This window comes from Rhizobium sp. P1_B8 (genome assembly GCF_056406515.1).
The window spans coordinates 209,023-228,661 of the sequence record NZ_JBFTZZ010000006.1; the positions used below are offsets into that span (position 1 = coordinate 209,023).

Genomic DNA, 19,639 nt, shown 5'->3' on the forward strand with positions numbered 1-19,639 from the left:
AAAGCGCGCAGGGAGGACAGAAGGAGTAGCAAAATGCCCAAGATGAAGACGAAGTCCTCTGCCAAGAAGCGGTTCAAGATCACCGCAACCGGCAAGGTCAAGGCTGCCGCTGCTGGCAAGCGCCATGGCATGATCAAGCGTACCAACAAGTTCATTCGCGATGCACGTGGCACCATGGTTCTCGCAGAACCGGATGGCCGCAAGGTTATCAAGAATTACCTGCCGAACGGTCTCTGAGACTCGTCCGCGAACGCTAGATTTAAGGAGATCATGATATGGCACGTGTAAAAAGAGGCGTCACCTCTCATGCCAAGCACAAGAAGGTTCTGAAGGCAGCAAAGGGCTTTTACGGCCGCCGCAAGAACACCATCCGTACCGCCAAGGCTGCTGTCGATCGTTCGAAGCAGTACGCTTACCGCGACCGCAAGGTCAACAAGCGCAACTTCCGCGCGCTTTGGATCCAGCGCATCAACGCCGCTGTGCGTGAATTCGGCCTGACCTACGGCCGCTTCATCGACGGCCTGAACAAGGCTGGCATCGAAGTCGACCGCAAGGTTCTCTCCGACATGGCGATCCACGAGCCGGAAGCATTCGGCGCGCTGGTCAGCGCTGCCAAGAAGGCTCTTGAATACCTCAAGGAAGCCGGCACGGCGAACGAGTTTGAAGGCGCGGTCAAGTAACCAGCGCTTCCCAAGCTTTTGAATTTATGATTTTGGGAAACCCGCGCTGGTTTGGGCTAGCGCGGGTTTTTCTTTCTTTATATTCCTGGCGCCGGCCGGCGCCGCCTGCCTCCCGATCGCCCGCCTGATACTGGACGGAAAGAAGTGACAATGTCAGATATCGACCAGCTCAACACATCGCTGCTCGCCGAAATCGCCGCCGCCGATGACGAAACGGCCTTGGAAGCCGTGCGCGTTTCCGCCCTCGGCAAGAAGGGCTCCGTCTCCGAACTGTTGAAGACGCTCGGCGCCATGACGCCGGAAGAGCGCCAGAGCAAGGGCGCTGCGATCAACGTTCTGAAGAACGCAGTGACCGAGGCGCTTGGCGCCCGCAAGGCGACGCTGCGGCAAGCGGCGATCGATGCGCGGCTGAAGGCCGAGACGGTCGACGTCAGCCTGCCGGTGCGCTCTTCGCCGGCCGAACGCGGCCGCATCCATCCGATCAGCCAGATCGTCGACGAGATCACCGCGATCTTCGCCGACATGGGCTTCTCGATCGCCGAAGGTCCCGACATCGAGACCGATTATTACAATTTCACCGCGCTGAATTTCCCCGAGGGCCATCCGGCCCGCGAGATGCACGACACCTTCTTCTTCAACCCGGATGAGAATGGCGAGCGCAAGGTCCTGCGCACCCATACCTCGCCGGTGCAGGTGCGCACCATGGAGGCGCAGACACCGCCGATCCGCATCATCATTCCCGGCAAGACCTACCGCCAGGACAGCGACGCCACGCATTCGCCGATGTTCCATCAGGTCGAAGGCCTGGTCGTCGATAAGAAGGCCAATGTCGCCAACCTCCGCTGGGTGCTGGAAGAATTCTGCAAGACCTTCTTCGAGGTCGACAGCGTGACGATGCGTTTTCGCCCGTCCTTCTTCCCCTTCACCGAGCCCTCTTTCGAGGTCGATATCCAGTGCGACCGCTCCGGCCCGATCGTCAAGTTCGGCGAGGGTACCGACTGGATGGAAATCCTCGGCTGCGGCATGGTCCACCCGAACGTGCTGCGTTACGGCGGGCTCGATCCGGACGAATATCAGGGTTTTGCCTGGGGCATGGGCCTCGACCGCATCGCCATGCTGAAATACGGCATGCCCGATCTGCGCGACTTCTTCAACGCCGACGTCCGCTGGATGACGCATTACGGCTTCCGCCCGCTCGACATGCCGACGCTGTTCGGCGGCCTCAGCGCTTGAACGGAGAATTGGGACGATGAAATTCACGCTCTCCTGGCTGAAAGAGCATCTGGAAACGGATGCCGGCCTCGATGAAATCTGCACGCGCCTGACCGAGATCGGACTGGAGGTCGAGGATGTCGACGACAAGGCGGCATTCAAGCCCTTCGTCATCGCGCGAGTCGTCTCGGCGGAAAAACATCCCCAGGCCGATCGGCTGAAGGTGCTGATGGTCGATACCGGTTCCGGCGCGCCGGTCCAGGTCGTCTGCGGCGCCCCGAATGCGCGCACCGGTCTCGTCGGCGCCTTTGCAGCGCCCGGAACCTATGTTCCCGGTATCGACGTGACGCTCGCTGTCGGCAATATCCGCGGTGTCGAAAGCCATGGCATGATGTGCTCCGAAAAGGAGCTTGAGATTTCCGACAGTCACGACGGCATCATCGATCTGCCCGAAGATGCGCCGGTCGGCCAGAGTTATGCCGCCTATGCTCATCTCGACGATCCCCTCATCGAGATCAACCTGACGCCCAACCGGCCGGATTGCACCAGCATCCACGGCATCGCCCGTGATCTCGCCGCTTCCGGTCTCGGTACGCTGAAGACGCGGCCCGCACCGTCCTTCGCTGTCGAAGGCGAGACGTCGGTGAAGCTGACGCTCGATCTCGACGACCCGAAGCTTTGCCCGGGTTTTGCGCTCCGCCTCGTGCGCGGCGTCAAGAATGGCCCGAGCCCGCGCTGGATGCAGCAGCGGCTGATCGCCATCGGCCTGCGCCCCATCAACGCGCTTGTTGACGTCACCAATTATATGACCTTCGATCAGGGGCGGCCGATCCACGTCTTCGATGCCGCCAAGATTAAGGGCAACCTGACCGTCCGCCGTGCCGCCGAAGGCGAGACGGTTCTGGCGCTCGACCAGCGCGAATACAAGCTCTCGCCGAACAACGTCGTCATCTCCGATGAGGATGGCATCGAATCGATCGGTGGCATCATGGGCGGCGAACATTCCGGCTGCGACGAGAACACCGTCGACGTGTTGATCGAATCCGCCCTCTGGGACCCGATGAACATCGCCAAATCAGGCCGCAGCCTCGGCATCATCACCGATGCCCGCTACCGCTTCGAACGCGGCGTCGATCCGGAATATATGGTCCCCGGTCTCGAACGCACGACGGAACTGGTGCTGGAACTTTGCGGCGGCAAGGCCGCCAAGGCCGAGATCGTTGGCTACCAGGGTCATGAACAGAAGATCGTCGATTTCCCCTATTCGGAGGTCAAGCGCCTGACGGGCCTCGACGTCTCGAATGCGGAAAGCAACACGATTCTGACGCGCCTTGGCTTCACGGTCTCCGGTTCCGGCGAGCGGGTCTCCGTCGCCGTTCCCTCCTGGCGTCCCGATGTCGACGGCAAGGCCGATCTCGTCGAAGAGGTCATGCGCATCCACGGCGTCGACAATATCAAGCCGGCGCCGCTCGAAAGTCACGCGGCCGTCAACGGCAAGATCCTGACGACGCTGCAGATCCGCACCCGCCTTGCCAAGCGGGCTCTGGCCGCGCGCGGCATGCTCGAAGCCGTCACCTGGTCCTTCATTCCGGAAGACCAGGCAAAGCTGTTCGGCGGCGGCTCGCCCGCCCTCAAGCTTGCCAACCCGATCGCCGCCGAAATGTCGGATATGCGCCCCTCGCTGCTGCCGGGCCTGCTGTCAGCCGCCCAGCGCAATGCCGACAAGGGTTACGCCGACGTCGCCCTCTTCGAGGTCTCCGGCACCTATGAGAACGATCGGCCGGACGGTCAGCGCCGCGTTGCCGGCGGCATTCGCCGCGGCACGGCCTCGCTTGCCGGCGCCGGTCGCGCCTGGTCGAACGTCGCCAAGGGCGGCGGCAAGCCGGTCGATGTCTTCGACGCCAAGGCCGACGCGCTCGCCGTCATCGAAGCCTGCGGCCTGCCGATGGGCAATATCCAGATCGAGCAGGGCGGGCCGGAATGGTATCATCCCGGCCGCTCCGGCACGATCAAGATGGGGCCAAAAGTCGTGCTCGGCTATTTCGGCGAATTCCATCCGCTGACGCTGGAAGCGCTTGATGTCTCCGGCGCGCTCTGCGGCTTCGAGGTCTATGTCGACGCGATGCCGGACGCCAAGCGCAAGGCGACGCGCACCAAGCCGGCGCTCGAACTGTCGCCTTTCCAGGTGGTCCGGCGCGACTTCGCCTTCGTCGTCGACAAGACGGTGGAAGCAGGCGCGATCGTCAAGGCCGCAACAGGCGCCGACCGCAAGCTGGTGACCGGCGTCAATGTCTTCGACATTTTCGAGGGCGCATCGGTTGGCGAGGGCAAGAAGTCGGTGGCGATCGAGGTGCAGATCCAGCCGGTCGAGCGCACGCTGACGGACGAGGATTTCGAGGCGCTGACGCAGAAGATCGTCGCCAGCGTCACGAAATTCACCGGCGGTGTCCTCAGAAGCTGAGCTTCACCCAGCGTCGTCAAATAATGGACCGGTCGCCAATAGCGGCCGGTCTTTTCACAGATGCAGATGGAAGAGTTTGCCGACGATCGTCCAGCGGCCGTCGATCTTCAGCAACGAGAGATAATCGGTAAAGCGCATTCCGGCGAAATCGTCGGTGACCTTGACGCTTGCCGCATCGCCCTCGACGTCGACGCTCTGGATATCCATGTAGGGCTGCGTGCCGGGCGGCGCCGGCTCTTCCGCCAGGATCGCGGCGATGAATTCGTCCCGCGTCAGCCATTCGACGGCATTCTCATAATGGCCGATGATCGAGCTTTTAGGGTGAAAGGCCTTTTTCAAGGCTGCCTCATTGGCGAAGGCCATGCCTTCGACATAGAGATGAACCGTCTGTTCGACTGCCTGCCTGTCCGACATATTTTCATCCCGTTCTTCGAGATGGCGTTAGATAGTTTCGCCAGCCCCGAAGGCAAGCCCGGCCGGTTGTGGCCGACCGGGCTTTTCAGGTTCAGATGTTCGTCATGGCAAGCGAGGCGTCCGAATAGCGCTTGCCGGCAACCTGCCCGGCTGGGATGACCTCTTCAAGCCTCGCAAGTTCCGCCGGGCTCAGCACGATATCGGCGGCCGCGGCGTTCTGTTCGAGATGATGAAGCTTGCGGGCGCCGGGGATCGGCACGATGTCGTCGCCCTGGTTCAACACCCAGGCCAGCGCCAGCTGTGCTGCCGTCACGCCTTTCTCGGCGGCAAGCCGCTCGAGCGTCGCGACGAGAGCGGCATTGGCGTCGAAATTATCCGCCTGGAAACGCGGCACCTGCCGGCGGAAATCGTCCGCGTCGAGATCCTCCGCCTTGCGGATCGCCCCGGTCAGGAAGCCGCGCCCCAGCGGGCTGTAGGGCACGAAGCCGATGCCGAGTTCGCGGCATGTCGCAAGCACCTCCTCCTCGGGATCGCGCGTCCAGAGCGAATATTCGCTCTGGAGGGCTGCGATCGGATGGACCGCATGGGCGCGGCGAATGGTGACGCTGCCGGCTTCCGAAAGCCCGAGCGCGCGGACTTTCCCTTCCTTCACCAGCTCTGCCATGACGCCGACCGTCTCTTCGATCGGCACGTTGGGATCGACCCGGTGCTGGTAGAAGAGGTCGATGGTCTCGATGCCGAGGCGTTTCAGCGAGGCCTCGGCCACCACCCGCACGTGCTCGGGGCGGCTGTCGACGCCGGCGATGGCGGCAATACCCGGCTTGCTGGCGTCGATCTTGAAGCCGAATTTGGTGGCGATCACCACGCGGTCGCGGAACGGCTTCAACGCTCTGCCAAGAAGAACCTCGTTGGTAAAGGGACCATAGACTTCGGCGGTGTCGAAGAAGGTCACGCCGAGATCGATGGCGCGATGCAGTGTCTTGATCGATTCCGCGTCGTCGCTGGCGCCATAGGCAAAGCTCATGCCCATGCAGCCAAGACCGACGGCAGAGACGGTCAGATCGTTTCCGAGTTTCCGGGTTTTCATGATGCGCTCCTTGAGCTGAATTTGAACCGCTAACGGATCGTTGCGGTACCGGCAGACCATATCGCTGCGGCATCAATCAGAAAATACATGCAGTTTCTAACAGGTTGTTCTATCATTTCGATCAATGAACAGAACACAGCTCTCACAACTCGCCGTTCTCGCCGCCGTCTCGGAGCATCGCAGCTTCCGGGCCGCGGCGAAGGAACTCCTCGTCGCACCCTCGGCCGTCAGCCATGCGATCTCCAGCCTCGAAGAAAGTCTGGGAGTGCGGCTGCTGGCGCGCACTACCCGCAGCGTGGCGCCAACGGAGGAGGGCCGCCTGCTTCTCGAAAGACTTCGTCCCGCACTCGAGGAGATCGATATTGCCTTGGAGGCCGTCCGCGATACGCGCGGCAAGCCGGCCGGAAACCTGCGCATCACTGCGCCGCGCTTCGCCTCCGATCTGCTGCTCGCCCCGCGCCTCGGCGACTTTCTCAACCTCTATCCCGATATTACCCTGGAGATCGCCAATGAGGATGGCTTCACCGATATCGTCAAGGAGGGTTTCGATGCCGGTATCCGGCTGGAGGAGAGCCTGGAGGCTGATATGATCGCGGTCAGGGTCTCGCCCAATCTGACGACGGTGATCGCCGCTTCGCCCGAATATTTCGAGCATCATCCGAAGCCGGAGCATCCGCGCGATCTCGTCCATCATCGCTGCATCAAGCGGCGGTTCACCAATGGCTCCATTTATCGCTGGGAATTCGAAAAGGACGGGCAGGAACTTGTCGTTTCGGTCGACGGGCCGCTGATCGTCAGCGAGGACCGGCTGGCCCTGCTCGCAGCGCTGAACGGTGCGGGTCTTGCCTATCTCTTCGACATGCGGGTTAATGCCGAACTGGCGAGCGGCAAGCTTGTGCGGGTGCTGGAGGATTGGTGCGCGCCCTATTCCGGGCCGTTTCTTTATTATCCCACCCGGCGGCAGATGCGCCCGGCGCTACGCGCCTTCATCGATTTTTTCAGATACAGCGCGCAGGATACGGGCGGCCGGTAAGGAATGGGGACCGGGCCGCCCGTTCTCATTAGAGCGCCGCGTGTCCTTTCGGACGTACAAAGGACACTCTACTCTTTGAATCCACGCATCGTGCTTTCCGAAAATCGATTCCGATTTTCGGGCCGATGCGCTGGTCCATCAGGCAGCCTTTGCCTTCTGGTTTGCCGCCGTGGTGGCGAGCTGGGAGAGGGTCTTGTCGGTGGCCGTTTCCTGCTGCAGCGTCTGGTCGAGCAGGCCGACGACCTCCTTCAGACCGAGCGTCGCGGCCCAGGTCTTCAGCGTGCCGTAGCGGGCGATTTCATAATGCTCGACGGCTTGAGCCGCAGAGATCAAGCCGGCATCGAGAGCTGACGTGCCCTTGAATTCCTCCATGATTTCCTCGCCCTCGGCGATGATGCCCTGGATTGCCTCGCAGGTCTTGCCCTGGGCGCGTTTGCCGATCAGCTCGAAAACCTGCTGCAGGCGTTCGACCTGCCCTTCGGTTTCCTCACGGTGTTTTTCGAAGCCCTTCTTCAGTTCCGGGGATTGGGCGGCGCGTGCCATCTTCGGCAGCGCGCGCAATATCTGCCGTTCGGCAAAGTAGATGTCCTTGAGGGTGTCGTAGAAGAGATCTTCCAACGTCTTTTCCTTGGCCATTTTCTCGATCCTTGTTCTGGGGAAAACCGCGAATGCGGCGACACATTAAGAAGAGAAGATCGCGCTAATTGTTCCCGATCGATTTCGGGTGGACTGGAAATTGGTGCCGGGCGATGATTCCTGCCGTCGATGTGGGAGGGAAAGTCATGCGAAAGCCGAATTCGATGAAGGGTCTGGAGGACCTTGGCCGCGTGCGGCTGTCGCAAAACTTCTTCCTCCGCGATTTCCTGCATTCCGAAATCGCCGATTTTTACCGTATCCCCAATGTCCCCGAGGATCCCGATCTGGCGATCGAGGCGGGCAAGAGGCTCTGCGAGGACTTGCTGGAGCCGCTAGAGGCAACGTTCGGGCGCCTGCATATCCGCTCCGGCTATCGTTCGCCCGCGGTCAACAGGTTCGGCAATGAGAACAAGCTGAACTGCTCGACCAATGCCGCCACATCAGCGCATCACATCTGGGATATGAGGGACTTCGACGGCTGCATGGGCGCAGCCGTCTGCATTGCCGTGCCATGGATGATCGACCATTACCACGATGAAAGCGACTGGCAGCGGCTCGCCTGGTGGATTCACGACCACCTGCCTTATGCCTCGCTCTGTTTCTTCCCGAAGCTATGGGCATTCAATATCCAGTGGCACGAACGGCCGAAACGGGTGATCCAGAGTTATATCAGTCCGCGCGGCATCCTCACCAAACCCGGCATGGCCAATTGGGAAGGCAATCATTCAAAATGGTATGCGGGTTTTCCATCGCTTGCAGCGCCGCGCGTCTTTTCGAGAGCAAAGGACGCTGTAACACTTTGAATTGCTGGATAATTTTATCCCTAAATCGGTTCCGATTTAAGGAATTATGCAGTGAAGCTGATGCGATATCGGATGTGACCGTCGCTTTCGACATAGCTGTCGTAAAGCGCCCGCGCCGTCTTGTTCTGCTCGCTCGTATGCCAGTAGAGCCGTGACCAGCCCTTGGCTTTGCAGGTCGAAACGAGATCGTCCATCAGCGCCCGGCCGAGGCCTTTGCCGCGCGCCTCGGCATCGACGAACAGGTCTTCGAGATAGCAGTCCCTGCCGCGGATCCACGTGCCCTCATGCGTGAGATAGAGCGCAAAGCCCATCATCCTGCCGTCGACCTCGGCGACACGCATCGCGATTGCCGACGCCGGATCAAAGACCCGACGCCATGTCTGATCGGTGATATCGGCATCGACCGCGACTTCGTAAAAGGCAAGGTAGGCCGCCCAAAGTTCGCGCCAGCGGGCTTCGTCCTCGGGGCGGGCCTCGCGTATCTTCACGGTCATGGCGTCTCTTTCTTTCAGGCGCCGGCTTGGTCGAGCAGCGCCATCGCGTCATCGGAAAGCGCAAGTGTCGCCGATTTCGCCAGGCTTTCAAGCTGCGAAAGGCTGGTCGCGCTGGCGATCGGCGCCGTCACGCCCTTCTTGCGCAGTAGCCAGGCGAGCGAAATTTCCGCGGGCTTGGCGCCGGTTTCGGCAGAAATCTTGTCGAGCGCGGCCAGGATGCGCAGGCCTTTGTCATCGAAATATTTCGAAACCCGGCCCTCGCGCGCGCGGCCTTCCGTATCGGCCTTGCTGTGGTATTTGCCGGTGAGGAAGCCGGCGGCGAGGCTGAAATAGGTGATGACCCCGATGTCTTCCTTGACGCAGAGATCGGCAAGCGGCCCCTCGAAGCTGGCGCGCTCATAGAGATTATATTCCGGCTGCAGCACATCGTAACGCGGCAGGCCGGCCTTCTCGGCAGCGTCAAACGAGGCCTGAAGCAGTTTCGCATCATAGTTCGAGCAGCCGATGGCGCGGATCTTGCCCTGCTGCTTCAGCTTGGCAAAGGCGCCGAGCGTTTCCTCGTGCGGCGTATCGGCATCTGGCCAGTGCGAGAGATAGAGGTCGATATAGTCGGTCTGCAGCCGGCGCAGCGAATCCTCGACCGCCTTGAGGATATAGGTCTCCTTCAGCGTCTTTCCCTGTCCCATGTCGGAACCGACCTTGGTGACGATGACAGCCTTGTCGCGGGAAACCTTGGCTTGGCTTAGCCAGCGCCCGATGATCTCCTCGGAATCGCCACCCTTGTTGCCCGGAACCCAGGCGGAATAGACATCGGCCGTATCGATCGTGTTCAGGCCCGCATCGAAGAAGGCGTCGAGAATGGCGAAGGATGTTTTCTCGTCGGCCGTCCAGCCGAAGACATTGCCGCCGATGACGATCGGCGCGACCGAAAGACCTGTTTTTCCAAGCCGGCGCATTTCCATAACGCTCTCCAGAAGTGTGAAGGAATTGAAATCGCGAATACGGCAGAACGCCGCCCTGACAGAACCTAGCGCATTCCGGGCATCCGGGAAGGCAAACTTCCGTGATTTCAGGTCGCGCCATTGCGCCGCAGCCAAGGCCTGAATATGGTTCGCGGAAATCAGTTTGGGAGGCTTGGATCATGCTGCGCTTCGGTATCATTTCAACGGCGAAGATAGGCCGCGACAATGTCGTTCCGGCGATCCAGGATGCGGAAAATTGCGTCGTCACGGCGATTGCCAGCCGTGATCTGACGCGCGCAAGGGAGATGGCCGATCGCTTCTCCGTGCCGCATGCCTTCGGCTCCTACGAGGAGATGCTGGCCTCCGACGTCATCGACGCCGTCTACATCCCGCTGCCGACCTCGCAGCATATCGAATGGTCGATCAAATCAGCCGATGCCGGCAAGCACGTGCTTTGCGAAAAGCCGCTGGCGCTGAAATCAGGCGATATCGACGACGTGATCGCCGCTCGCGACCGCAACCGGGTGGTGGTCACCGAAGCCTATATGATCAACTATTCGCCGGTCTGGCAGAAGGTGCGCTCGTTGATCGATGAGGGCGCGATCGGGTCGCTCCGGCATGTGCAGGGCGCCTTCACCTATTTCAACCGCGACCCCGCCAATATGCGCAACGTTCCCGAGCTCGGCGGTGGCGGCCTTCCCGATATCGGCGTCTATCCCGTCATGAGCACGCGCTTTTCCACTGGCAAGGAGCCGCTCTGGATCCAGGCGATCACCGAGCGCGATGCGGATTTCGGCACGGATATCTATTCGAGCGTCAAGGCCGATTTCGGCGATTTCGAGCTGAGCTTCTATATCTCGACGCAGATGGCCAACCGTCAGGTCATGGTCTTTCACGGCACCGAAGGTTACATCGAGGTCAAGTCGCCGTTCAACGCCAATCGCTGGGGCCTGGAAGAGATCGAGCTTGCCGACCGCAGCCACAGGGAATCGCGCATCTTCCGCTTCCAGGACAGCCGCCAGTACAAGCGGCAGGTCGAGGCCTTCGCCCGGGCGGTGACGAACGGCAAGGAAGAGATCGTCACGCTCGAAAATTCGAAGCTGAACCAGAAGGTGATCGACGCGATCTATCGCGCCAGCGAGAAGGACGGCTGGGAGGCAGTCTAGCGCATAACCCCGAAAATCGGGATCGATTTTCGGAAAGGATTATGGGCCAATTTAAAGTGTTAGAGCGTCCTTTGCGCGTCCTTTTGGACGCGCGGCGCTCTAATCACTCGGCGCGGAAGACGAAGCGCGAATAGCCGAAAAAGCTGAAGACCATCGAGGCGAGGTTGGCGACCACCATGGCCGCAAGCGGCTGAAGTGCCGGCTGCGACAGCAGAAGCGCGCAATAGAGTCCGTAATTGACCAGCGCTGCCGTCACCCCGACCGAGCCGTAGCGGAAACCTTCGGCGGCAAGCGAACGGCCGGTGCGATCGAAGGTGAAGCGCCGGTTGAAAGCCCAGGTCGCCGCCATGGCGAAGGCGATCGCGGCGAGCCGCGCCAGAAACGGCCCGTGCGGCGTCAGATGGAGCAGCGCCGACAGGATGCCGGCATCGACGAGGAAGCCGATGCCGCCGGCAATAGTGAAGCGGATGAGCTTTTTCATGCCGCGTCCGCCTTGCCGGGACGGGCGCGCGATACCGGCCCTGCGTCGCTGAGCGGCGCCTTCAGCGCGCTCAGCCTCTCCAGGCCCATATAATGGATACGAAGCTGTTCGGCGCGGGCACGCGCAACGGAATCCAGGATGACGCCGGCGGTAAACAGCATGAAGGATATCATCATCAGCGCCGTCGACAGCACCCAGGTCGGCATGCGGCTGACGAGACCCGTCTCGAAATATTCCGCCAGCACCGGCGCCATGAAGCCGAGGCTCGCCAGCATGAAGGTGGCGCTGATTGCGCTGAAAAAGGCGAAGGGCCGGGTTTCCTTCATCAGCATCGCGAACATCCAGAGGATCTTGCCGCCGTCGCGGAATGTCGAAAGCTTGGAATGCGAGCCTTCCGGCCGGCGACCGTAGTCGAGCTCCAGCTCGCTGACCGGCAGCTTCAGCCGGGAGGCATGCACGGACATCTCGGTTTCGATCTCGAAGCCGCCTGATACAGCCGGGAAACTCTTGACGAAGCGGCGCGAAAACGCGCGGTAGCCGGAGAAGATATCGGTGAAGTCAGGGCCGAAGATCATCCGGTAGAGCAGGTTGAAAAGCCGGTTTCCAATCGCATGACCCTGACGGCCGGCATCGTCATGCACGCCGCGGCGAGTGCCGACCACCATGTCGGCGCGCTCCGTCAGCAGCGTGCGCACCAGCTCTTCGGCATCCTCCGGGGCATAGGTGCCGTCACCGTCGGCGATGATGTAGATGTCGGCGTCGATATCGGCGAACATGCGGCGCACGACATGGCCCTTGCCCTGGCGCCGCTCGCGCACGACATGCGCGCCGGCAAGCATTGCCTGCAGAGCGGTGCCGTCGGTGGAATTGTTGTCGTAGACATGGATCGCAGCATCGGGCAGCGTCGCCCGGAAGCCCTGGACGACAGGGCCGATCGTCGCCGCTTCATTATAGCAGGGAAGCAGGACGGCAATATTCAGATTGTCGGTACGCGATCGGGCCATGACTCTACTCGTTACACTTAAAGCCGCGCCCAGCCTAAATCACGCGCCGTTAATAAGACCCTATGACGCAGGCAAAATCGGCAGCTGCCACAAACGGCTTTACACTTTCTTGATCGGCGGCGGCTAAGCTTCGCTATCTGGAAACGAACCGCTAACCACAATGAACGCTGTGCAGTCGATCGCCCATGCATCCTCCGTGACCGGCGCCCCCAGGGGCGGGGTACGCGGCCTGCTGACGCGTCTCTGGCCAACCGTCATCGCCTATAGCGTCATCCTTGCCGCCGCCATCCTCATCACCAAGCTTTCCGGTGCCACCGATTACGTCGGCCCCGACAATGACGACGGAATGCGTCTCGTCGAAGTTCGAGATTTTCTGGCTGGGCAGGGCTGGTTCGATCTGATGCAATACCGTCTCGGCCTCGACGGCGGCACGCTGATGCACTGGTCGCGGCTGATCGACCTGCCGATCGCCTCGCTGATCTGGTTCTTCGGCCTGTTTGCACCCCACGAGACGGCCGAGGCGCTGGCGCTCGGCGTCTGGCCGGTATCGCTCATCCTGCCCGCCATGCTCGCCATGGCGGTTGCCGGTCGGCGCATCGGCGGCGTTGCCGCCATGCACATCAGTCTCGGCTTGACCGGTCTTGCGATCTACACCGGAAACCGTTTCGCGCCGGGCGCCATCGATCATCACAATGCGCAGCTGGCTTTGGTCGCGACGATGATCGCGATGCTGCTGGATCCCGAGCGTCGCGCCTGGAGTTATGCGGTCGCCGGCATCGCTGCAGCGGTTGCCATCGCCATCGGCGCCGAGACGACACCTTTCGTCGCCGCGGTCTGCCTGACCATTGCCCTGCTCTGGGCATGGGAGGGCGAAGATTTCGCTGCCGCCGCGAGGGCCTTTGGGCTGGCGCTGGCGATTGCGATCAGCATCCTCTTCTTCGCAACAGTGCCGCCCCGGCTTTATTCGATGGTCACGTGCGACAATCTCTCGCTCGGCTATTACAGCCTGGCGGCGATCGGCGGCGGGTTGCTGTTGTTTTCGGCGGTTTTTGCCAGCCACCTGCGCCGGCCCCTACGCTTTGCCGCGCTCGCCGTCGTCGGCGCCGGAGTTTTCGGTTCGGCGATCGTGATCGCACCGCAATGCCTGAGCGATCCGCTGGCCAGTCTCGATCCGATGCTGGTCGAGCTCTGGCTGAGGAATGTATCGGAAGCGCAGTCGTTTTTCGTTCTCGGGCGCACCGATCCCTTCTCGATCGGTGGCTTCTATGCGGCCGGCCTGTTCGGTATCGCCGTCTGCATCTTCCGCGTCGCTCAACGTGACCGCGTGCAGATCCACCTGATCCTGCTCTTCCTGCTGATGACGAGCTGGGCAATCGCACTGGTCCAGGTGCGCGGTTCCACGTTCTCGAACCTGATCTCGATCCTGCCGCTTGCCTTGCTGATCATCGATATCAAGCGCATCTCCAACGGGGACAGCGAGAATGTCGCCGCCGCCTTCATCTATATCGTGACCGTGCTCGCCAGTGCTCCGGCCGCCTGGGCCGTCGGAGGCGGGTTTGTCTCGCTGCAGATGGAAAATGCTGCCCAGAAGAAGGCAGCGAAGCCGGCAAAGGAAATTTCCTGCACATCGCAAGCGGCGCTGGCGCCGCTCGCTGGGCTACCGGCCGGACTGATCTCCGCGCCATCGGAAATGGGCGTGCCGATCCTGCGCTTCACCAAGAACCGGGTTCTCTCCGCGCCCTATCATCGCAATCAGGGCGGCATGCTGACGGAACTGCATATCGGCATGGCGGAGCCGCAGGAGGCGGAAGCCTTCCTGAAGGGGACTGGCGTGACGGCGCTTGCCTTCTGCCCCGGCGACCTGCAGACGCGCGAGATCGCCAAGCTGAAGCCGGATGGGCTCTATGCGCAGCTCGGCACGGGGAATATCCCGCCCTATCTGGAACCGCTTCCGAAGGCGGCCGACGTGGGCGTACAATTCTTTCGCTATCGGCCGGCGATGAATTGACGACGGCAAGTTTCAAGGATGGAATAAAGCATGTCGCGCAAAACTGTGCGGCGGTTTTGCGATAGCGACATGCGTTTGAGATAAGGGCCTAAAGCGCGAGGAGCGATCTGAAAGATCGCGACGCGCTTTCAGTGTGAGACACGCGTGGCGCGACGGAGGCGCTGATTGGCAAAGAGCCCGAGCACGAAGAGCATGAGGCCGCCATTATAGCCGAGCACGGCATAGACGAATGCCAGAATGGACACCGGGCCGGGCGAGGTTATCGCCGCCAGCGCGAATGTCATTCCGATCAACGCGGCGACCAACGCGATCACGCCAGCCGAGCGCATTTGCCCGGCGCTGATGCCCAATGCTGCTGCTGTGAGAATAATCATTTCAGCACCTTCCCAGAGATAACGAGGGGAAGCATAGGAAGCGCCAACTAACAAAGATTTACCGGCAGGCTTTGCCGAAAAGCCTTTGTATTGCGGTGGTTAGCAATCCCTTTCATGTGAAACGCATTGTCTAACTATACGTTCCGCAACAAAACAGCTTTACTCGATTTTGTTGTTTGTCCACCTGGTTGCAACGAGTGCATGTGCAGGATGCGTTGAGACGAGCGCGCTCGACGCAACGGCGACGAACCTCCCGCCAACGATTTCAACGGCCGGGAAAACCAAGCCCGCCCCCAATGCCGACCTTCCCGTTTACCGCTGATCGACATAGAAAGGAGGGATGAGCAACGTCTTCGACAGCGATTCGCCGACCAACCTTGCCGAATATTCGGTTTCGGAGCTTTCCGGCTCGATCAAGCGCACCGTCGAAACCGCCTTTGACCAGGTTCGCGTGCGCGGCGAGATCTCCGGCTATCGTGGGCCGCACTCCTCGGGCCATGCCTATTTCGCGCTGAAGGACGACCGCGCCCGCATCGACGCCGTCATCTGGAAGGGCACCTTCTCGCGGCTGAAGTTCCGCCCGGAAGAAGGCATGGAAGTCATCGCCACCGGCAAGGTCACCACCTTTCCGGGCTCCTCGAAATATCAGATCGTCATCGAGACGCTGGAACCGGCCGGCGCCGGCGCGCTGATGGCGCTGATCGAGGAGCGCAAACGCAAGCTTGGTGCCGAGGGCCTGTTCGATGCCGCCCGCAAGAAGCGGCTGCCCTTCATGCCCAGCGTAATCGGCGTCGTTACCTCGCCGACCGGCGCGGTGATCCGCGATATCCTTCACCGCATCTCCGATCGTTTTCCCGTGCACGTCCTTGTCTGGCCGGTGAAGGTTCAGGGCGAGGGATCCGGCGAAGAGGTGGCGAACGCCATCCGCGGCTTCAACGCGCTGGAGCCGGCCGGCGCCATTCCGCGCCCGGATGTGCTGATCGTCGCGCGCGGTGGCGGCAGTCTGGAAGATCTCTGGAGCTTCAACGACGAAATCGTTGTGCGCGCGGCGGCCGAAAGCGAAATACCGCTGATCTCGGCCGTCGGCCATGAGACCGACTGGACGCTGATCGACTATGCCGCCGATGTCCGTGCTCCGACGCCGACAGGGGCTGCCGAAATGGCGGTGCCCGTCAAGGCCGAGCTCGAGGCGCAGGCCGCCGCTCTTGCCGCCCGCCTGCAGGGCTGCATGAACCGCCAGATGGATCAGCGCCGCCAGTCGGTGCGCGCCCTGATGCGGGCATTGCCGTCGCTCGATCAGCTTCTCGCCTTGCCGCGCCGGCGTTTCGACGAGGTGGCGACCGGCCTCGGCCGCGGGCTGGAGCTCAACACCATCAACAAGCGCCGCGGCTTCGAGCGCGTCGGCTCGCATCTGCGCCCCGATCTGCTGTCCGGTCGCATCGCCGAGCGCCGCCAGACGCTGAACGAGCGCATGGCCCGGGCCGAGCGCATGGTCGAGCGGCTGATCGACCGCTCGAAATCACGCGTTGACCGCGCCGAAGCCATCCTCGCCTCGCTGCCTGCCCGGCTGAAGACACAGACCGACCGCGGCCGCGAACGCCTTGGCAATCTTTCGCGCCATGCCGATACGGCGATCCGCCACCAGCTGACCCGTGCGCGCGCCGAGCTTTCTTCGCAGGACCGCGTGCTGCAGTCGCTCTCCTATAAGAACGTGCTGAAGCGCGGTTACGCCGTCATTCGCGATGAGGACAACAGGCCGGTCTCGCAGGCTGCGCAACTCTCGGCCGGCATGGGCATCGCCATCGAATTCGCCGACGGTCGTGTCGGCGCCATGACCACGGAAGGCGGCGCACCGCCGGCCGGTGCCAAGAAGCGCAGCGTAAGACCCGCAGAGCCACCGAAGCAGGGAAGCCTGTTCTGACAATGCGGATCCTGCTGGTGCTTGCCCATCCGCTGGAGGACAGTTTCGCCGCTGCCGTGGCAAGGACCGCACGCGAAGCGCTGGAAGCGGCAGGCCACGTGGTCGACCTGCTTGATCTCTACCGCGAAGATTTCGATCCGCGCCTTTCGAAGGCCGAGCGCAGCGGCTATTTCGACGTGCCCTATGACACCTCAGCCGTTGCCGATACCGTTGCCCGCCTGAAGGCTGCCGACGGCCTGATCTTTGTCTTTCCGCAATGGTGGTTCAATTTCCCCGCCATCCTCAAGGGTTTCTTCGACCGTGTTTTCGCCCCCGGTGTTGCCTTCAGCCATGACGCCGCCGGCGGCCGTATCGTGCCGCAGCTGACCAATATCCGGCTGCTCTATGCGCTGACGACGACAGGCTCGCCCTGGTGGCTGGTGCGTCTCTATATGGGCGATCCGGTGCGCCGGCTGTTGAAGCGCGGCATCGCCGCCTTCTGCTCGAAGCGGCTGAATTTCGAGATGCTCAGCCTGCACGACATGGACCGCGCCACCGATGCAAAGCGGACGATGCATCTCGATCGCGTGCGCAAGCTGCTATCGGCGATCCGCTAAAGCAATTCCAGCAAAAATGTGCAGTGGGTTTGCGTTCTAGCGCATGCTGCTGGGGCTGCGCGGTCTCGTCCTGAAGCATGATCCACGTCGCTTCGAAGGATCACCTGAGGCACGCGCTCGCGCCAGCCTCATCCTCAGGTGCCCCGGAGGGGTCTCGAAGGACGGGGCTGGCCGCGCCAGCATTCTGTCAGCCCACGATGATGCCGCTCAGGCCCATTCGCCCTGCCGCATCACCGGAACCCTCGAGCCATCAGGCTTGAGGCCGTCGATATCGACCTTATCCGAGCCGATCATCCAGTCGATATGGATCAGGCTGGAATTGCCGCCCTGCGCCTTGATCTGCTCCTGGCTCAGTGTCGCGCCATCGAGGAAGCATTTGGAATAGCACTGGCCGAGCGCTATGTGGCACGAGGCGTTTTCGTCGAACAGCGTATTGTAGAACAGGATGCCGCTGGCCGAGATCGGGGAGGAATGTGGCACGAGCGCCACTTCGCCGAGCCGGCGCGCGCCCTCGTCGGTATCGAGCACCTTGTTCAAGACCTCTTCGCCGCGCGAGGCCTTGGCTTCGACGATGCGTCCGCCCTCGAAACGCACCTGGATATTGTCGATCAGCGTGCCCTGGTGCGAAAGCGGCTTGGTGCTCGACACATGGCCTTCGACGCGCAGCGCATGCGGCGTGGTGAAGACTTCCTCGGTCGGGATGTTCGGATTGCAGGTAATGCCGTTCTTGGCGGTGGACGCGCCGCCATGCCATTCATGCCCGTCGGCAAGGCCGACCGTCAGGTCGGTGCCCGGTCCCTGGAAATGCAGCGAGGCTAAACGCTCGCCGTTCAGCCAGGCGGAGCGCTTGGCGAGATTGGCATTGTGTTCGGTCCAGGCGGCGACGGGGTCGCTGACATCGACGCGCGAGGCGGCAAAGATCGCCTTGGCGAGCTTGGCGATCGCGATCGGCTCCGGATCGTCGGGGAAGACCACCTTGGCCCAGGATGGGTTCGGATAGGAGACGATGTTCCAGTTGATGTCGAAATTCGAGATTTTTTCCAGCGCCGGCTTATAGGCGGTGGAGTTGGCGCGATTGGCGCGGCCGACCTTGCCGGCATCCTGCTCGGACAGCAGCATCGGATTGTCGCCGGCGACCGCGAGACGGGCCGCCCCGTTGGCATAGGCCTTGGCCATGCCCTCGTAGAGCCAGCCGGAGGCGCGGTCGAAGCTCTCGTCGCTGCCATATTGATAGCGCGCCAGCGTCGTCTCCTCGTCGGAATAGAAGGCGGAGACCAGCCCGGCGCCGGCCTGATAGGCGTGCTTGGTGATCAGGCGAACCAGCGGCAGCGCCACGACAGGTGCGGTGATCACCAGATCCTGACCTTTCTGCAGTTGCAGCCCGACCTTGATGGCGACTTCCGCAAGCTTTTCCAGCTTGACGGGATCAACGGTGTTCTGGCTCTGGGGCATGAAAGTCATGGTTCAACCTGCCTTCTGTCATCGACGGTGGGAGGCTGGAAGACTTAGACCCGTTTGCGGCGAAAATGAAGCGTATTGCCGCCGAATTGCAAGCGGCCGGATATATGTCCGGCCGCCGGACGCGCTTCACGCGGCGGCAGCTTGCCTGAGCAGGATTGAGTTATGCTTTTCGAGGAATTCCATCAGCCGCTGCGGGTAGTCCGCGCCGACGGCGGCCCTGACGCTCGCCCGCTCGGAGAGCGCCTTGCGCCAGCGCGCCACCCGCTCAAGCCCTTCGAAGATGCCGCTGTCGCCGAGCGTGTCGAAGAGATCGAAATACCGGAAGACCGGCGCGAAGACGGCGTCGACGAGGCTGAAGTCGTTGCCGGCGAAATAAGGCCCATCCGTCAGCACACCCTCGAGCGTCGCGAATTTGGCGATGAGCGCCTTGCGCTTGGCCTCGAGTTGCGCGGCATCCTCAGCCGTCTCGTAACCCCAGAGATCGGAAAGCACGGATGAGCCGAATTCCATCCAGCCGCGATGGCGGGCGCGCGTCAGCGGGTGTTTGGGGTGCAGCGCGACGCCCGGCTGCGTTTCCTCCAGATATTCGCAGATGACGCTGCTTTCGAACAGCACCGCCTCGCTGCCGTCCTCTTCCTCGATCCGCAGCAGCGGCACCTTGCCGAGCGGCGAGATCTGCAGGAACCAGTCCGGCTTGTTGGCAAGATCGATGTTGATGCGCTCGAAGGGCACGCCCTTTTCGAGAAGCGCGATCGCGGCGCGCTGCACATAGGGGCAGAGATGATGGCTGACGAGGGTAAGTTTGCTCATGACGGTCTCCATGCGGCGATGATAGATGTAACTGCA

Annotated in this window: 20 protein-coding genes; 10 read left to right on the plus strand and 10 right to left on the minus strand. The window is 61.9% G+C overall.

Features of this window, described 5'->3' with window-relative positions; translation table 11 throughout:
* Window positions 1–33 precede the first annotated feature (33 nt).
* The 4 genes from rpmI (at window position 34) to pheT (ending at window position 4,353) form a co-directional block, all read left to right on the plus strand.
* On the plus strand, window positions 34–237 hold the full coding sequence (gene rpmI, locus AC1D2N_RS10610; protein ID WP_003570998.1) for a 50S ribosomal protein L35: 204 nt from the start codon (window positions 34–36) through the stop codon (window positions 235–237).
* Between the two features lie 38 nt (window positions 238–275).
* Window positions 276–680 carry a 50S ribosomal protein L20 gene (gene rplT / locus AC1D2N_RS10615; protein ID WP_003544622.1) on the plus strand — a complete coding sequence of 135 codons (405 nt, stop codon included), beginning with the start codon at window positions 276–278 and terminating at the stop codon, window positions 678–680.
* Window positions 681–830: 150 nt separating this feature from the next.
* A complete protein-coding gene (gene pheS / locus AC1D2N_RS10620) occupies window positions 831–1,913 on the plus strand; it encodes a phenylalanine--tRNA ligase subunit alpha (RefSeq protein ID WP_018244384.1) in 1,083 nt (360 codons plus the stop codon).
* Between the two features lie 16 nt (window positions 1,914–1,929).
* Entirely contained in the window at window positions 1,930–4,353 is a 2,424-nt protein-coding gene (pheT, locus tag AC1D2N_RS10625; RefSeq protein ID WP_130653437.1) for a phenylalanine--tRNA ligase subunit beta, read from the plus strand.
* A gap of 54 nt (window positions 4,354–4,407) precedes the next feature.
* On the opposite strand, the gene AC1D2N_RS10630 is transcribed toward pheT, so the two are convergent.
* Together AC1D2N_RS10630 and AC1D2N_RS10635 are read right to left on the minus strand one after the other, a co-directional pair.
* A complete protein-coding gene (locus tag AC1D2N_RS10630; RefSeq protein ID WP_018244386.1) occupies window positions 4,408–4,767 on the minus strand; it encodes a nuclear transport factor 2 family protein in 360 nt (119 codons plus the stop codon).
* Between the two features lie 91 nt (window positions 4,768–4,858).
* A complete protein-coding gene (locus tag AC1D2N_RS10635) occupies window positions 4,859–5,854 on the minus strand; it encodes an aldo/keto reductase (protein ID WP_028731768.1) in 996 nt (331 codons plus the stop codon).
* A 124-nt stretch (window positions 5,855–5,978) separates the two neighbouring features.
* Here AC1D2N_RS10635 and AC1D2N_RS10640 point away from each other — a divergent pair, with 124 nt between their 5' ends.
* Window positions 5,979–6,887, plus strand: coding sequence for a LysR family transcriptional regulator (locus AC1D2N_RS10640; protein ID WP_018244388.1), 909 nt, complete (start codon window positions 5,979–5,981; stop codon window positions 6,885–6,887).
* A 138-nt stretch (window positions 6,888–7,025) separates the two neighbouring features.
* Here the strand turns inward: AC1D2N_RS10640 and AC1D2N_RS10645 are convergent, their stop codons facing one another.
* Complete coding sequence (locus AC1D2N_RS10645; RefSeq protein ID WP_028731767.1) at window positions 7,026–7,523, minus strand: YciE/YciF ferroxidase family protein; 498 nt, start codon at window positions 7,521–7,523, stop codon at window positions 7,026–7,028.
* 113 nt (window positions 7,524–7,636) lie between these two features.
* Between AC1D2N_RS10645 and AC1D2N_RS10650 the strand changes: the two genes are divergently transcribed.
* Complete coding sequence (locus AC1D2N_RS10650) at window positions 7,637–8,326, plus strand: hypothetical protein (RefSeq protein ID WP_130653438.1); 690 nt, start codon at window positions 7,637–7,639, stop codon at window positions 8,324–8,326.
* A 44-nt stretch (window positions 8,327–8,370) separates the two neighbouring features.
* On the opposite strand, the gene AC1D2N_RS10655 is transcribed toward AC1D2N_RS10650, so the two are convergent.
* Window positions 8,371–8,820, minus strand: a complete 450-nt coding sequence (locus AC1D2N_RS10655; RefSeq protein ID WP_130653439.1) for a GNAT family N-acetyltransferase — start codon at window positions 8,818–8,820, stop codon at window positions 8,371–8,373.
* Between the two features lie 14 nt (window positions 8,821–8,834).
* Window positions 8,835–9,782, minus strand: coding sequence for an aldo/keto reductase (locus AC1D2N_RS10660; RefSeq protein WP_128408677.1), 948 nt, complete (start codon window positions 9,780–9,782; stop codon window positions 8,835–8,837).
* Window positions 9,783–9,961: 179 nt separating this feature from the next.
* On the opposite strand from AC1D2N_RS10660, the gene AC1D2N_RS10665 reads away from it, so the two are divergent.
* Complete coding sequence (locus tag AC1D2N_RS10665) at window positions 9,962–10,948, plus strand: Gfo/Idh/MocA family protein (RefSeq protein WP_130653440.1); 987 nt, start codon at window positions 9,962–9,964, stop codon at window positions 10,946–10,948.
* Between the two features lie 103 nt (window positions 10,949–11,051).
* Here the strand turns inward: AC1D2N_RS10665 and AC1D2N_RS10670 are convergent, their stop codons facing one another.
* Window positions 11,052–11,429 (minus strand): GtrA family protein, encoded by a 378-nt coding sequence (locus AC1D2N_RS10670; protein WP_130653441.1) that lies wholly within the window; start codon window positions 11,427–11,429, stop codon window positions 11,052–11,054.
* A complete protein-coding gene (locus AC1D2N_RS10675) occupies window positions 11,426–12,433 on the minus strand; it encodes a glycosyltransferase (RefSeq protein WP_130653442.1) in 1,008 nt (335 codons plus the stop codon). Before AC1D2N_RS10675 ends, AC1D2N_RS10670 begins: the two co-directional genes overlap by 4 nt.
* A gap of 160 nt (window positions 12,434–12,593) precedes the next feature.
* Here AC1D2N_RS10675 and AC1D2N_RS10680 point away from each other — a divergent pair, with 160 nt between their 5' ends.
* The gene (locus AC1D2N_RS10680; RefSeq protein WP_130653443.1) at window positions 12,594–14,441 is read left to right on the plus strand and encodes a hypothetical protein; all 1,848 of its coding nucleotides are present in this window, start codon (window positions 12,594–12,596) and stop codon (window positions 14,439–14,441) included.
* A 128-nt stretch (window positions 14,442–14,569) separates the two neighbouring features.
* Here the strand turns inward: AC1D2N_RS10680 and AC1D2N_RS10685 are convergent, their stop codons facing one another.
* On the minus strand, window positions 14,570–14,815 hold the full coding sequence (locus AC1D2N_RS10685) for a hypothetical protein (protein WP_018244396.1): 246 nt from the start codon (window positions 14,813–14,815) through the stop codon (window positions 14,570–14,572).
* A 340-nt stretch (window positions 14,816–15,155) separates the two neighbouring features.
* Here AC1D2N_RS10685 and xseA point away from each other — a divergent pair, with 340 nt between their 5' ends.
* Window positions 15,156–16,736 carry an exodeoxyribonuclease VII large subunit gene (xseA, locus tag AC1D2N_RS10690; RefSeq protein ID WP_130653444.1) on the plus strand — a complete coding sequence of 527 codons (1,581 nt, stop codon included), beginning with the start codon at window positions 15,156–15,158 and terminating at the stop codon, window positions 16,734–16,736.
* Window positions 16,737–16,738: 2 nt separating this feature from the next.
* Entirely contained in the window at window positions 16,739–17,332 is a 594-nt protein-coding gene (locus tag AC1D2N_RS10695) for an NAD(P)H-dependent oxidoreductase (RefSeq protein ID WP_130653445.1), read from the plus strand.
* A 207-nt stretch (window positions 17,333–17,539) separates the two neighbouring features.
* Here the strand turns inward: AC1D2N_RS10695 and AC1D2N_RS10700 are convergent, their stop codons facing one another.
* Together AC1D2N_RS10700 and AC1D2N_RS10705 are read right to left on the minus strand one after the other, a co-directional pair.
* Window positions 17,540–18,793: an aminopeptidase gene (locus AC1D2N_RS10700; RefSeq protein WP_130653446.1), complete on the minus strand. Its 1,254-nt coding sequence runs from the start codon at window positions 18,791–18,793 to the stop codon at window positions 17,540–17,542.
* A gap of 126 nt (window positions 18,794–18,919) precedes the next feature.
* Entirely contained in the window at window positions 18,920–19,603 is a 684-nt protein-coding gene (locus AC1D2N_RS10705) for a glutathione S-transferase family protein (protein WP_130653447.1), read from the minus strand.
* Window positions 19,604–19,639: the final 36 nt, after the last annotated feature.

Excerpts from the sequence above, each read along its gene's own strand:
- rpmI (WP_003570998.1), top strand. The coding sequence starts at position 34 with ATGCCCAAGATGAAGACGAAGTCCTCTGCCAAGAAGCGGTTCAAGATC.
- rplT (WP_003544622.1), top strand. The coding sequence starts at position 276 with ATGGCACGTGTAAAAAGAGGCGTCACCTCTCATGCCAAGCACAAGAAG.
- pheS (WP_018244384.1), top strand. The coding sequence starts at position 831 with ATGTCAGATATCGACCAGCTCAACACATCGCTGCTCGCCGAAATCGCC.
- pheT (WP_130653437.1), top strand. The coding sequence starts at position 1,930 with ATGAAATTCACGCTCTCCTGGCTGAAAGAGCATCTGGAAACGGATGCC.
- AC1D2N_RS10630 (WP_018244386.1), bottom strand. The coding sequence starts at position 4,767 with ATGTCGGACAGGCAGGCAGTCGAACAGACGGTTCATCTCTATGTCGAA.
- AC1D2N_RS10635 (WP_028731768.1), bottom strand. The coding sequence starts at position 5,854 with ATGAAAACCCGGAAACTCGGAAACGATCTGACCGTCTCTGCCGTCGGT.
- AC1D2N_RS10640 (WP_018244388.1), top strand. The coding sequence starts at position 5,979 with ATGAACAGAACACAGCTCTCACAACTCGCCGTTCTCGCCGCCGTCTCG.
- AC1D2N_RS10645 (WP_028731767.1), bottom strand. The coding sequence starts at position 7,523 with ATGGCCAAGGAAAAGACGTTGGAAGATCTCTTCTACGACACCCTCAAG.
- AC1D2N_RS10650 (WP_130653438.1), top strand. The coding sequence starts at position 7,637 with ATGATTCCTGCCGTCGATGTGGGAGGGAAAGTCATGCGAAAGCCGAAT.
- AC1D2N_RS10655 (WP_130653439.1), bottom strand. The coding sequence starts at position 8,820 with ATGACCGTGAAGATACGCGAGGCCCGCCCCGAGGACGAAGCCCGCTGG.
- AC1D2N_RS10660 (WP_128408677.1), bottom strand. The coding sequence starts at position 9,782 with ATGGAAATGCGCCGGCTTGGAAAAACAGGTCTTTCGGTCGCGCCGATC.
- AC1D2N_RS10665 (WP_130653440.1), top strand. The coding sequence starts at position 9,962 with ATGCTGCGCTTCGGTATCATTTCAACGGCGAAGATAGGCCGCGACAAT.
- AC1D2N_RS10670 (WP_130653441.1), bottom strand. The coding sequence starts at position 11,429 with ATGAAAAAGCTCATCCGCTTCACTATTGCCGGCGGCATCGGCTTCCTC.
- AC1D2N_RS10675 (WP_130653442.1), bottom strand. The coding sequence starts at position 12,433 with ATGGCCCGATCGCGTACCGACAATCTGAATATTGCCGTCCTGCTTCCC.
- AC1D2N_RS10680 (WP_130653443.1), top strand. The coding sequence starts at position 12,594 with ATGAACGCTGTGCAGTCGATCGCCCATGCATCCTCCGTGACCGGCGCC.
- AC1D2N_RS10685 (WP_018244396.1), bottom strand. The coding sequence starts at position 14,815 with ATGATTATTCTCACAGCAGCAGCATTGGGCATCAGCGCCGGGCAAATG.
- xseA (WP_130653444.1), top strand. The coding sequence starts at position 15,156 with ATGAGCAACGTCTTCGACAGCGATTCGCCGACCAACCTTGCCGAATAT.
- AC1D2N_RS10695 (WP_130653445.1), top strand. The coding sequence starts at position 16,739 with ATGCGGATCCTGCTGGTGCTTGCCCATCCGCTGGAGGACAGTTTCGCC.
- AC1D2N_RS10700 (WP_130653446.1), bottom strand. The coding sequence starts at position 18,793 with ATGACTTTCATGCCCCAGAGCCAGAACACCGTTGATCCCGTCAAGCTG.
- AC1D2N_RS10705 (WP_130653447.1), bottom strand. The coding sequence starts at position 19,603 with ATGAGCAAACTTACCCTCGTCAGCCATCATCTCTGCCCCTATGTGCAG.